This window comes from Ruegeria sp. C12, assembly GCF_056537745.1.
Window position 1 is genome coordinate 116,965 of record NZ_JBQFSA010000009.1, and the last position, 11,963, is coordinate 128,927.

12 protein-coding genes are annotated in these 11,963 nt (G+C 61.1%); 6 read left to right on the top strand and 6 right to left on the bottom strand.

Annotated elements, in window-relative coordinates; translation table 11 throughout:
* Positions 1-58 precede the first annotated feature (58 nt).
* The 5 genes from ACR0C9_RS17805 to ACR0C9_RS17825 all read left to right on the top strand — a co-directional run bounded on the left by ACR0C9_RS17805 (position 59) and on the right by ACR0C9_RS17825 (position 5,843).
* A complete protein-coding gene (locus tag ACR0C9_RS17805) occupies positions 59-1,423 on the top strand; it encodes an FAD-dependent oxidoreductase (RefSeq protein WP_170520032.1) in 1,365 nt (454 codons plus the stop codon).
* Positions 1,423-2,397 (top strand): isopenicillin N synthase family dioxygenase, encoded by a 975-nt coding sequence (locus ACR0C9_RS17810; RefSeq protein ID WP_480781600.1) that lies wholly within the window; start codon positions 1,423-1,425, stop codon positions 2,395-2,397. The genes ACR0C9_RS17805 and ACR0C9_RS17810 overlap by 1 nt, the downstream gene beginning before the upstream one ends.
* An 88-nt stretch (positions 2,398-2,485) precedes the next feature.
* Positions 2,486-3,559 carry an AI-2E family transporter gene (locus tag ACR0C9_RS17815; RefSeq protein WP_480781601.1) on the top strand — a complete coding sequence of 358 codons (1,074 nt, stop codon included), beginning with the start codon at positions 2,486-2,488 and terminating at the stop codon, positions 3,557-3,559.
* Positions 3,560-4,249, top strand: coding sequence for an HdaA/DnaA family protein (locus tag ACR0C9_RS17820; RefSeq protein WP_480708621.1), 690 nt, complete (start codon positions 3,560-3,562; stop codon positions 4,247-4,249).
* 49 nt (positions 4,250-4,298) lie between these two features.
* Complete coding sequence (locus ACR0C9_RS17825; protein WP_170454869.1) at positions 4,299-5,843, top strand: Ppx/GppA family phosphatase; 1,545 nt, start codon at positions 4,299-4,301, stop codon at positions 5,841-5,843.
* Between the two features lie 12 nt (positions 5,844-5,855).
* Here ACR0C9_RS17825 and ACR0C9_RS17830 read toward each other — a convergent pair whose 3' ends face one another.
* From ACR0C9_RS17830 to scpA, 6 genes are all read right to left on the bottom strand, one after another.
* Positions 5,856-6,230 carry a hypothetical protein gene (locus ACR0C9_RS17830; RefSeq protein ID WP_480626953.1) on the bottom strand — a complete coding sequence of 125 codons (375 nt, stop codon included), beginning with the start codon at positions 6,228-6,230 and terminating at the stop codon, positions 5,856-5,858.
* Positions 6,231-6,267: 37 nt separating this feature from the next.
* A complete protein-coding gene (locus ACR0C9_RS17835) occupies positions 6,268-7,260 on the bottom strand; it encodes an endonuclease/exonuclease/phosphatase family protein (RefSeq protein ID WP_480626954.1) in 993 nt (330 codons plus the stop codon).
* Between the two features lie 4 nt (positions 7,261-7,264).
* The gene (locus ACR0C9_RS17840; RefSeq protein ID WP_170454875.1) at positions 7,265-7,945 is read right to left on the bottom strand and encodes a molecular chaperone DjiA; all 681 of its coding nucleotides are present in this window, start codon (positions 7,943-7,945) and stop codon (positions 7,265-7,267) included.
* A 45-nt stretch (positions 7,946-7,990) separates the two neighbouring features.
* Positions 7,991-8,479, bottom strand: a complete 489-nt coding sequence (locus ACR0C9_RS17845; protein ID WP_480585151.1) for an N-acetyltransferase family protein — start codon at positions 8,477-8,479, stop codon at positions 7,991-7,993.
* A complete protein-coding gene (locus ACR0C9_RS17850; protein WP_480781602.1) occupies positions 8,476-9,078 on the bottom strand; it encodes a VOC family protein in 603 nt (200 codons plus the stop codon). Before ACR0C9_RS17850 ends, ACR0C9_RS17845 begins: the two co-directional genes overlap by 4 nt.
* A gap of 104 nt (positions 9,079-9,182) precedes the next feature.
* Positions 9,183-11,309, bottom strand: coding sequence for a methylmalonyl-CoA mutase (scpA, locus tag ACR0C9_RS17855; protein ID WP_480781603.1), 2,127 nt, complete (start codon positions 11,307-11,309; stop codon positions 9,183-9,185).
* 165 nt (positions 11,310-11,474) lie between these two features.
* Between scpA and ACR0C9_RS17860 the strand changes: the two genes are divergently transcribed.
* Positions 11,475-11,921, top strand: coding sequence for a DUF4174 domain-containing protein (locus ACR0C9_RS17860; RefSeq protein WP_170520008.1), 447 nt, complete (start codon positions 11,475-11,477; stop codon positions 11,919-11,921).
* Positions 11,922-11,963 lie beyond the last annotated feature (42 nt).

Below are 11,963 nucleotides of genomic sequence, written 5' to 3' on the forward strand. Positions count from 1 at the left end.
TTGACCCGCCAGTCAGGGTTTTCAATTGTGACAGGAATGTAAAACCCATGAGGCGCCGATGCAGACGATTCAGGAACCCGCCCGCCAAATCCCTGTTGTTCACCAGACCGATATTCTGGTCGTCGGCTCAGGCCCTGCCGGGCTGGCGGCTGCGTTGGCGGCGGCGCGGGCGGGGGCCGAGGTGTCTCTGGTCGACCGGTTCGGCTGCATGGGCGGCAATATCACCGCCGTGGGGGTCGAGGGGTTCGCCTGGTATCGCCACGAACAGACCGTCGAAGCCGGCGGTATCGGCATGGAGTTCGAAACCCGCGCCAAAGAGATGGGCGCGGCAGTGCCCGAAAGCCAATCGCTGAGTTATGAGCTGGACAGCGAAGGCTTCAAGCTGGTGGCTGACAAACTGGTCGAAGAGGCGGGCGTGCATCCGATGCTGCACCGTCAGTTCGTCGCCCCGATCATGGACGGCGACCGGATCACCGGCATCATCACCGAATCCAAAGCCGGGCGTGAGGCAATTCTGGCCAAGGTGGTGATCGACGCCACAGGCGACGCGGATGTGGCCCATCGGGCCGGAGCGCCGACGCATAAAACCCCGCGCGAAGACATGATGGCCGCCTCGGTCATGTTCCATCTGGCGGGCGTCGACAAGCGCGCGTTCATGGAAGGCGTCAAGGCCGACCCGCAGACCTACAAGGACTGGGGCGGTGGTGGTGAGTGGAACATCGAAACCAGCGGAAAAGAGGACGACATGTTCTCACCCTTCGTGCACAAGCCGTTCCAGCAAGCCATCGATCAGGGGCTGATCCCGCCGCATCTGAACACCATCGCGGGCACGTGGGGTGCGATGCATGACACGGGTGAGCTGACCTATATGAACCTCATCCATCTGGCCGAGGTGGACGGCACCGATCCCGACAGCCTGACAAAGGGTGAGATCGAAGGCCGACGCCAGTCGATGCTGGCCATCGAAGCCCTGCGCCGGTTTATGCCGGGCTGTGAAAACGCGCGGCTTCGGAACTTTGGCATGACCATCGGTATCCGCGACACCCGCAAGATCGACGCGGTTTACAATATGACCGAGGATGACGCCCGCTATCAGGGTCGGTTTGAGGATACGATCGGCATCTACCCCGAATTCATCGATGGTTATGGCATCCTGATCCTGCCGACCACGGGGCGATACATGCAAATCCCCTATCGCTCGATGCTGCCCAAAGGGGTCAAGGGCCTGCTGGTCGCCGGGCGCTCGCACGGTGCGGACCGGGTGGCCCATGCCGCCACACGCAACATGGCCTGCTGTGCGGTGATGGGTCAGGGCGCGGGCATTGCGGCCGCGCTGTCGCTGAAAAGCAATCAGGAGCTGGATCGGTTGAATCTGACCCCCGTGCATACCGAATTGGAACGTCAGGGCGTTAGGATCAGCTGATGGATACAATCCCGACCATAGATATCTCGGCACTGTCCCACCCGGGCAGCCCGGAATACGCGGCGACTGCGCAGCAGATACTCGACGCCTGTATTGGCATCGGCTTCTTGTCGATTACCGGGACGGGCGTGTCGCAGGACAGCGTCGATCAGGTCCGGCAGACGGTGCGCAAGATCTTCGACCTCGAAGAGAGCCGCAAATGGGATCAGGCCATAACGCGCGAAAACTATCGCGGGTACATTCCGATGGGGTTTTTCACCCCGAATGACGGGTCGGGAAAAGCCGACAAATACGAAGGCTACAAACTGCATCACGAAGTCCAGGAAGACGCGGAAATCCGGCAGGCCTGCGCGCTGTATGGCCCGAATATCTGGCCGGACCACGCGCCCGAGGCGCGCGGGATCATTCTGGACTATTGGTCCCAGTTGGACCGTGTGACCGACCTGTTGCTTGGCGCGCTTGAGACCAGCCTGAACCTGACACCGGGACAGTTACAAGACGCGTTTCGCGATCCGTTGACCAACATGACCCTGCTGCACTATCCGCCGCAGGCCCCGGAAGAGGACGGGTACGGCATCCATCCGCACAAAGACACCGACGCGCTGACAATCATCGCCCCCGACCCGGTCGGCGGGCTGGAGGTGCAAACCCGCGACGGTGGCTGGATCACACCTGACTGTCCCGAAAGTGGCTTTGTCGTAAACATTGGCGACATGTTAGAGCTATGGTCAGGCGGGCGGTTGAAATTGACTCCGCACCGCGTCATCAATCGATCCGGCAAGGAACGGTACTCGTTCCCTTATTTCGCCGTGCCGCGCCATGACGTGGTGGTCCAGCCGCTGCTGCCCACCCTGCCCGGTTTTGATCGCCCGGCCGTGCATTGCGGTCATTGGTCGGCGGAAATCTGGCGCACAAACTGGCCGGACGAGGCGGCGACAAGCGACACTCCGGAATTGGGGACGCTGGCGGATTAAGCGCCTAAATCTGCGTGTCATGAACCGCTTGCATCATGTGTCGGTATAAGCGAAGAACATCCCCGACGGTCAAAACACGAGGACGACCATGGCGCTGCCGGTAAAGGATCAACTGAGATACTGGGGCTTCGCCGCAGCGATTTTCATTCTGATCCTGTGGACCTTGGGCGACGTCCTTTTGCCTTTTGTGATTGGTGGTGCGATTGCCTATTTCCTTGATCCGGTTGCGGACCGGCTGGAAAAGCTGGGCCTGTCTCGGGTTGCGGCGACCGGCATCATAACCGTTGTCGGCGTTCTGGGATTCGTCCTGATGATCCTGATGGTCGTCCCGGCCCTGATCACGCAGCTGCTCGAACTGGTCGACATCCTGCCCAGCCTGTTCAAGCAATTGCGCGGCTTCGTCGAACAACAATTCCCATCCTTGCTGGACCGCGAATCCAGCACCCATCAGATGCTGGTCTCATTCGGGGAAACTCTGAAATCGAAAACCGGCGATGTGCTGGAAACGGTGCTGGCCTCGCTGGGTTCGGCCATCAACATCGTTGTTCTGCTGGTCATCGTCCCGGTTGTCGCGGTCTACCTGCTGCTGGACTGGGACCGTATGATCGCCCGTATCGGAGAGCTTCTGCCCCGCGATCACGCCCCCACAATCAAGCGGCTGGCCAGTGAGATCGATGCAGTTCTGGCCTCATTCGTACGCGGTATGGGCACGGTCTGTTTAATCCTGGGCACCTACTACGCAGTTGCCCTGATGATTGTCGGCCTGCAGTTCGGGCTGATCGTCGGCTTTATCGCCGGGCTGGTCACTTTTATCCCCTATCTGGGCGCGCTGATCGGGGGTACTCTGGCCATCGGGCTGGCCCTGTTCCAGTTCTGGGGCGATTGGGCCCATATCGGTCTGGTTGCCGGGATTTTCGCGCTGGGTCAGGTGACCGAAGGCAATTTCCTGACGCCCAAACTGGTCGGCAGTTCGGTTGGATTGCACCCGGTCTGGCTGCTGCTGGCCCTGTCGGTCTTTGGCGCGCTGTTCGGATTTGTCGGGATGCTGATCGCTGTGCCTGTCGCCGCAGCCTTGGGGGTCGTAGCGCGGTTCGGCACATCGCTTTATCTTGACAGTCGCCTTTACACCGGCCTTGAAAGCCCGGATCAGGAAGACAAATAAATGGCTCGACAACTGAGCTTTGATCTACCAGCCAAAACCGCGCTGGGGCGCGAGGATTTCTTTGTCTCGCCCTCTAATGCGCTGGCCGTGGCGATGATTTCGGCCTCATCCTGGCCCGGCAACAAACTGGTGCTGAGCGGCCCGGCAGGCGCGGGCAAGACCCATCTGGCACATGTCTGGGCCGCCGAAACCGGGGGACGTATCGTGCGCGCGGCGGACCTGCATCATGACGAGGTGCCGGAACTGGCACGCTCGGCCATCGCGGTCGAAGACGTGCCGGATATTGCTGCCGATATCGAACAGCAAAAGGTTCTGTTTCACCTGCACAATCTGGTCCTTGCCGAAGGTCACGCCCTGCTGATGACCGGCCGCCTTGCGCCTCGGTTCTGGCAATTGCCGCTGGCCGATCTGCAAAGCCGGGTCGAGGGTGCGCATCACGTAGCACTGGATCCCCCCGATGACGCGCTGTTGGGTGCAGTGCTGGCCAAGCTGTTCGTCGACCGCCAGCTGAACCCCGGACCCGAGGTCATTGCCTATCTGGTCAAACACATGGACCGCCGCTTTGAAACCGCAGCGGACGTTGTACAACAACTGGACCAACTGGCGCTGGCCGAAAAGCGCGAAATCACGCGGTCGCTGGCCATCCGGGTTCTGAACACGGACCAATACGAAATGGATACTGGCGATTGACCGGGCACCGGGGATTTCGCATCTTACGTCTGGAATATCTGGAAGACACATGGATCAGACCGTCGAAACCGACATCCCGGATTGGGGCCCCTTCGGTAAACCTCTGTTCGATGACCCTGGCAGCCGCGCGCTGTCGCGGGTGGGGGTCGTCGATGTAGGGTCGAACTCGGTCCGAATGGTGATCTTTGACGGCGCGGCGCGCTCGCCCGCCTATTTCTACAACGAAAAGGTCATGTGCGAGCTTGGCGCCGGCCTGTCCGAGACCGGCAAGCTGAACCCGCGCGGGCGCGACCGGGCGCTGGCAGCGTTGCGCCGGTTCCAGCATCTGGCCCGCGATCTGGACCTGCCCGGCCTGCATGTCGTTGCCACCGCCGCCGTGCGCGAGGCAAAGGACGGCCCGGATTTCTGCGCCCAGGTCAAAGCCGAAACCGGCCTGCATGTGGCCGTGATCGACGGCGGGGAAGAGGCCCGGCTGTCCGCTCAGGGCGTGCTGCTGGGCTGGCCCGGAGCCTATGGTTTGATCTGCGACATCGGCGGATCCTCGATGGAACTGGCCGAGATTGGCGACGGGCAAGTGGGTCGCCGTGTAACCTCGGACCTTGGCCCCCTGAAACTGCGCGACATCAAGGGCGGGCGTCGGGCGCGCAAAGCACACATCAAGGGCACGATGGAAGACCTGCGCGCGCAGCTTGGCCAGCAGCGCGACCGCCTGTTTCTGGTCGGCGGCAGCTGGCGCGCCTTTGCGCGGCTGGACATGTTGCGGCGCGGCTACCCACTGAATGTCATGCACGAATACCGCATGACCACCAAACAGGTGCGCGAGACGATCAAGTTCATCGAAGCCAATGATCACGACAAGCTGCGCAGTCAGGCTGGCGTGTCCAGTTCCCGGATGGCTTTGATCCCCTATGCGATGGATGTTCTGGCCCGACTGATCCGCACCTTCAAACCCAAGGATATCGCGATCTCAAGCTATGGCATCCGCGAGGGGTTGCTGTACGAACAAATGTCGCAGGAAATCCGCGACCGCGACCCGCTGATCGAGGCCAGCCGATTTTCCGAATCCAAAGACGCGCGCCTGCCGGGCTTTGGGCGGCACCTGTATGACTTCGTCATGCCCCTGTTCAAATCCGCCCCGCCCGCGCGGGTTCGGCTGATCAAGGCGGCGTGCCTTTTGCACGACGTCAGTTGGCGCGCGCATCCCGACTACCGGGCCGAGGTGTGTTTTGACTATGTCACCCGCGCCAATCTGGGGGGCCTGAAACACTCGGAACGGGTCTTTATCGGCCTCGCCTTGCAGCATCGCTATCGCAACAAACGCGAAGGCAACCGGTTCGCACCGTTTTACGAGCTGCTGGACGAGCAAGGGCAAAAACAGGCTGAGATTCTGGGCAAGGCGATGCGGTTCGGCGCGATGCTGTGGATGCATAACGATGCCAATATGGGACGGTTGCGGTTCTATCCCAAAAAGCGGCAGCTTGACCTGTTCCTGCCCAAAGCCGCGGGTCCTCTGTTCAACGAAGTGGCCGAGGCGCGCCTGAACTCGCTCTCAAGCGCGCTGAAATCCGAGGCGCGGGTGATCATCAAAGGTTAAGCACGAAACGCTTCAGATATCCGTGCCTTCGTCAGGGGTTTCTTCCTCGGCTTTCGGATCCTCTGGCGCGTCCTGAGTTGGCTTCTTACGGATGATAATATCGCCATTTGGCAGTATTTCGGGCGCTTCATAGGCGCTCCAGTCCTTGACCTCTGCGGCCAGTTCCGCCAGCGCGGGGCCCATTTCTTCCAGAAAGGACTGCATCGCCGGGCCGAAGGTTTCTGCCATGCCCAACAACTCGTCCAATGCAGGCTCCATTTCCTTGCGCAAGCCTTCCAGGAACAGTTCGGCCCCTTGCTCCATCAGGGATTTGCTGTCCTCTTCCTGCGCGAACGCAGTTGTACCGATGCCGGACGACAAGGCGGCGATGATCAGAATGTGTTTCATGTCAGGAATATAGGCACCGGGGTGGCGTGAGGAAAGATCACAGATCGATATCCAGCGTGACCGGGAAATGGTCCGAGGCCGTCAGCAACGCCTCGCGCAGTTCCGGGTTTGACCAGCAGGTCGTGTCTCGAAACGGATGCCAGATGCGCCAGGCCGGGCGGCAGGCCCGCAGGTCCTGGCTGATCATGATGTAATCCAGCAGCGCTTCAAGGAACTTCCCCTCTTTGGGCCGCGCAAACCGCGCAGTCGAGGGGACCGAGCCCGGTCGCGGGCCATGTGCCGTCACCGCATGCGGATCAAACAGACCCGCCTGCAGCAAGATTTCGACCGAGGATCGCCCGAACAGATGTTCGAACTCATCCAGTCCCGGCCCGTCGTTGAGGTCCCCCAGCAGGATCACCGGTTCCTGCGCCTCGACATGCGCCTCGACCCGCCGGGCCAACCAGATCGCTTGTGCCAACTGCTTGCGCCGATTGGCAATCGAAATCCGGATCGCTTCGTCCCGCGTTTCCGCCCCATGCGGTGCCTTGGATTTCAGATGCGCCCCGATCAGACGAAATTCAAATCCGGCCTGTGTCTGGATCGACAGTTCCATCGGCGGTTTCGAAAAGCGCACCACATCTTCGGTCGCGTCCACATCCAGATCGATGCGGAAATCGCCATCAAAACGGGGCGTATGAGCATCGCCCCGAGGATCGTGTCGCGCAGTCAGGGCTCCGGGATCATACAGCAACGCCAGTTCCTGATGGGTATCGTTGGCAAACCCCATGATCGCATGACTTGTTCGCAGATCGAACGCTTCGGCAAACTGTTGTAACGCCCGCACGGTGTTCTGTTTGCGTCCGGTGTTCGGAGCCTCGACAATCAGGATCGCATCCGCATCCAGCGCAGTCAGAACCTTGGCAATCGCTTCGACCTGCTGCGCCTTGGTCACGTCGTGCCGCCCGGACCAACTGTCATCCACGATCAGCGCGTCGTTCTTGTCGAACAGATTGGCGAACCATTCGATATTGTAGGTCGCCAGCCGCATCCGCTCAGGCTCGCGCGCCGTTGATGTCGTCCCAGGCGCGGTTGATGTCGATCATCTTTTTCTCGGCCAGCCGGATCGCCTCTTCCGGCACGCCCCTTGCCATCATAGCGTCGGGATGGGTCTCGCGCACCAACTGACGCCAGACTTTGCGTATCTCGGACACCGGCATATCGCGCGAGACACCCAGCACCACGTAAGGATCGTTTGGCGCATCCGGCACAAAACGCGCGCGCAGGGCCAGAAACTGCGCGTCGGTCTGGCCGAAAATGCGACTGACATCCTCAAGAAACTCGTTCTCGTTAGGATGATAGAACCCGTCCGCCATTGCGATGTGAAACAGCCCCTCCATCAAATCGCACAGCGTGGTGCTGTCTTCGGCGAACATCCGGGCGATCTTGCGGGCATAGTCCTGATAGCCTGCCACATCCGTCCGCGCCATGTTGAAGACGCGTGCGGCGCCTTCCTCATCCTCGCGCGCAATCTGGAACACATCGCGGAAGGCCGTGACCTCATCCCGCGTCACCTGCCCATCGGCCTTGGCCATTTTGGCGCCCAGGGCAATCACCGCGATGGTAAATGCCACGGATCGCTCGGGCGGCGAGCGCAGCTTCTCGAAAACAGCGGTCAGGCTTTCGCCTTGGGCCAGCGCGCTCAGCGCGTCGGATATGCGGGTCCAGATCGACATGGGCGTACCCTAGCGTCCCATTTCGGGACTGTCAGGTGGAACAGGTCACTCAGTGGCAAGAATTTTCTGCATCAGCACAAGATCCAGCCACCGGTTCCATTTGAACCCCACTTCCGGCATCAGGCCGACCTGCTGAAAGCCCAACGCCTTGTGAAACGCAATGGCCGCAGGATTGGCCGAGGACACCCCGGCGACCAGAACATGGATTCCGTCAGCACATGCGGCGGCTTCCAATTCCGTCATCAAAGCCCGCCCCGCGCCTTTGCCCCGCGCATCTGGGGCCAAATAGATCGCATGCTCGCAGCTACGGGCATAGCCGGGCCCGTGCCGAAATGGACCGTAGGTGGCAGAGCCTAGTACCGCACCGTGATCCTCGACCACCAGATAGGATGGGCCACGTTGGCGGATGTCGGCTGCAATCGCCTCGGCACTGCGTTCGTCGGTTGTGAAGGTCACCAGCGTGTCGCGAATGATCGCGTTGTTGATCGCGGCAATGTCGGCGGCGTCCGAAGGTTGGGCCTGACGCACCCTCATTCCAGCACGCGCAGCCCGTGCGGCGTATCAAACTCGGCCCGCATGGACACCGGACCGGTGTCAAAGACAACCAGATCGAGTGCGCCCAGATGCTGCGCCAAACGCATCGCGTCCGGGTGGTACACCACCAGTCGCCGCAAGCTGCACCCGCTGTCCTGCAACATCTGCGCCGGATGCAGATCGCCTTGCCACTGGATCAGCGCGGGAAACAGATTGTCAAAAGGCAGGCGGCCATTGGGCGGCACAGCCATGCGCCAGCGCAATGCCCCACGGGTCAGATCAATCGGCGTGCCGACGCCATCGGGAAACAAAGCAAGCGACGCTTCGATATCGGGCACACGGCATATCCAGTTGGTCAGGCGCGGCTTGCCTGCGAACCGATCCAGATCGAACCAGCGGGTACGCTCGGGCACCGGAGCATCCGGATCGATGGCAATTGCTTCCAGATACAGACCATCCCGCAAGCCCAGCAGGCGATTATAGGTGCCGAATTTCTCGTGCTTTCCGCCGGGCTGAAGCGGTACATCCAGCGCCTGTTCGATATGCGCGGACGCCTCTTCCAGCGTCTCGCCCGCAACGGCCAAATGATCGAGTATCATGCGCGCCCTCCCAACAAAACGACCAGACCCAAGCAGGTCTGGTCGCATGTTTTCGCCAAAGGCGGCGGACCACAAGATTTTTCGTCGAAAAACCGCGGTCGCTGTTAGCCGCGCGCTTCGCTGATCAGGCGCAGAATGTCCTGCGCCGCTTCGGGAATGTTTGTTCCAGGTCCAAAGATCGCCTTGACGCCGTGGTCATACAGGAACTGGTAATCCTGCTGCGGGATCACACCGCCGCAAATGACGATAATATCCTCGGCGCCGGCTTTCTTGAGTTCCTCGACCAGTTGCGGTGCCAGCGTCTTGTGCCCCGCCGCCTGAGACGAAATGCCGATCACGTGCACGTCGTTGTCCACCGCGTCCTGAGCGGCCTCGGCAGGCGTCTGGAACAGCGGGCCGACATCCACGTCAAAGCCAATATCGGCGAACGCGGTGGCAATCACCTTGGCACCGCGGTCGTGACCGTCCTGGCCCATCTTGACCACCAGCAGACGCGGGCGACGGCCTTCGGTCTCGGCGAATTCCTCGATGGATTTCTGGATCGCGGCAAAACCTTCGTCGCCTTCGTAAGCCGCGCCATAGACGCCAGCCAGCGTTTTTACTTCGGCGCGGTGACGACCGAACTCTTTTTCCATTGCCATGCTGATCTCTCCTACGGATGCGCGGGCACGGGCGGCCTCAACGGCAGCGGCCAGAAGGTTGCCACCCTCGCGGGCGGTGGTGGTCAGGGCCTCAAGCGCGGCCTGACATGCTGCTTCGTCGCGGGTGGCACGGATACGTTCCAGACGCGCCACCTGCGCTTCGCGCACGGCGACGTTGTCGACGTCCAGAATGTCGATCGGGTCTTCCTGTTCCTTGCGGTATTTGTTGACGCCGACGATCACCTCTTCGCCCCGGTCGATCATCGCCTGACGACGTGCCGCGCTTTCCTCGATCCGCAGCTTGGGCATACCCGAAGCCACGGCCTTGGTCATGCCGCCCATCTCCTCGACCTCTTCCATCAGGGCCCAGGCTTTTTCGATCAACTCGTTGGTCAGGCTTTCGATGTAATACGAGCCCGCCAGCGGATCGACCACATCGGTCACGCCGGTTTCTTCCTGCAGCACCAGCTGCGTGTTCCGCGCGATACGGGCCGAAAAGTCAGTCGGCAGCGCAATCGCCTCGTCCAGCGCGTTGGTGTGCAGCGACTGGGTGCCGCCCAGAACCGCGCTCATCGCCTCATAAGCGGTGCGGATCACGTTGTTATAGGGGTCTTGTTCCTGCAGCGACACGCCCGAGGTCTGGCAGTGGGTGCGCAGCATTTTCGACCGCTCGGATTTGGCCCCGAATTCGGTCATCGCGCGATGCCACAGGGTCCGGGCCGCGCGCAGTTTGGCGATCTCCATGAAGAAGTTCATACCGATGGCAAAGAAGAAGGACAAACGGCCCGCGAACTTGTCCACATCCATCCCGGCTTCGGTCGCGGCACGCACGTATTCGCGGCCATCGGCCAGCGTATAGGCCAGCTCCTGCACCAGGTTCGCACCGGCCTCTTGCATGTGGTAGCCCGAGATCGAGATCGAGTTGAATTTCGGCATCTCGTTCGACGTGTATTCGATGATGTTCGAGATGATCCGCATCGACGGCTCGGGCGGATAGATATAGGTGTTGCGCACCATGAACTCTTTCAGAATGTCGTTCTGAATGGTGCCCGCCAGCAGCGATTTGTCATGCCCCTGCTCTTCGCCTGCGACGATGAAATTCGCCAGAATAGGGATCACCGCGCCGTTCATGGTCATCGAGACCGAGACCTTGTCCAGCGGAATGCCGTCAAACAGGATCTTCATGTCCTCGACGCTGTCGATGGCCACACCGGCCTTGCCCACGTCACCCACCACGCGCGGGTGGTCGCTGTCATAGCCACGATGCGTCGCCAGATCGAAGGCCACCGAGACGCCCTGCTGACCTGCGGCCAGGTTGCGGCGGTAAAACGCGTTCGATTCCTCGGCGGTCGAGAAACCGGCATACTGACGGATCGTCCACGGGCGCCCCGCATACATAGTGGCCTTCACGCCGCGCGTGAACGGGCCGAAACCGGGCAGCGAGCCCATATGCGGCAGATCGGCGGTGTCTTCCTGCGTATACAGCGGTTTGACGTCGATGCCTTCCAGCGTTTCCTTGGTCAGATCGTCCAATGGCCGTCCGCGCAGCTCTTTCTCGGCCAGCGCGCGCCAATCCTTTGTGTCGGTCATTGAGGGGTCCTCTTGTCAATTCGGATCGCAGATGGCTGCAATCCGTGCGTATGGTTGATCAGCATCCAATCGGTCGGGGCAACGCGCAACAAATTGAGCATCATGTGCATTTCGTCAGTCGCATTCGCGCGCGCAGAGGCTATATTCAACGGGACAGGAGGCCCCATGAACAGAACGCTTGCCCTTGTTTTCTCGGCACTAATCCCGCTGGCCGCGATGGCCGCTGACGGGTCTGCACCTGCTGATGATGAATTTGTCCGCCCGGTCGGCGACAGTGAATTGTCTGAATTTCTGTGGACCCACCGGCCCATAATCGTCTTCGCAGACACGCCAGCCGACCCCCGGTTCCAGCAACAGGTCGACATGCTGCTTGAGGGGGAAGTGGCCATGCGGGACCGCGATGTGGTAGTCCTGACCGACACCGATCCGTCGGCCCGATCCCCGATCCGGTCGCAACTGCGCCCGCGTGGGTTCCAGATGGTGTTTGTCGACAAGGACGGCGTGGTCAAACTGCGCAAACCCAGCCCGTGGAGCGTGCGTGAGATTGGCCGGTCCATCGACAAAACCCCCCTGCGCGAACGCGAAATCCGCGAGCGGCGCGAGGGCGGCTGAGCGTTTTTGCCACGCCCGAAGGCCCCAGCGCAAAACGCCGGA

Excerpts from the sequence above, each read along its gene's own strand:
- ACR0C9_RS17825 (WP_170454869.1), top strand. The coding sequence starts at position 4,299 with ATGGATCAGACCGTCGAAACCGACATCCCGGATTGGGGCCCCTTCGGT.
- ACR0C9_RS17810 (WP_480781600.1), top strand. The coding sequence starts at position 1,423 with ATGGATACAATCCCGACCATAGATATCTCGGCACTGTCCCACCCGGGC.
- ACR0C9_RS17850 (WP_480781602.1), bottom strand. The coding sequence starts at position 9,078 with ATGATACTCGATCATTTGGCCGTTGCGGGCGAGACGCTGGAAGAGGCG.
- ACR0C9_RS17860 (WP_170520008.1), top strand. The coding sequence starts at position 11,475 with ATGAACAGAACGCTTGCCCTTGTTTTCTCGGCACTAATCCCGCTGGCC.
- ACR0C9_RS17840 (WP_170454875.1), bottom strand. The coding sequence starts at position 7,945 with ATGTCGATCTGGACCCGCATATCCGACGCGCTGAGCGCGCTGGCCCAA.
- ACR0C9_RS17820 (WP_480708621.1), top strand. The coding sequence starts at position 3,560 with ATGGCTCGACAACTGAGCTTTGATCTACCAGCCAAAACCGCGCTGGGG.
- ACR0C9_RS17845 (WP_480585151.1), bottom strand. The coding sequence starts at position 8,479 with ATGAGGGTGCGTCAGGCCCAACCTTCGGACGCCGCCGACATTGCCGCG.
- ACR0C9_RS17815 (WP_480781601.1), top strand. The coding sequence starts at position 2,486 with ATGGCGCTGCCGGTAAAGGATCAACTGAGATACTGGGGCTTCGCCGCA.
- scpA (WP_480781603.1), bottom strand. The coding sequence starts at position 11,309 with ATGACCGACACAAAGGATTGGCGCGCGCTGGCCGAGAAAGAGCTGCGC.
- ACR0C9_RS17835 (WP_480626954.1), bottom strand. The coding sequence starts at position 7,260 with ATGCGGCTGGCGACCTACAATATCGAATGGTTCGCCAATCTGTTCGAC.
- ACR0C9_RS17805 (WP_170520032.1), top strand. The coding sequence starts at position 59 with ATGCAGACGATTCAGGAACCCGCCCGCCAAATCCCTGTTGTTCACCAG.
- ACR0C9_RS17830 (WP_480626953.1), bottom strand. The coding sequence starts at position 6,230 with ATGAAACACATTCTGATCATCGCCGCCTTGTCGTCCGGCATCGGTACA.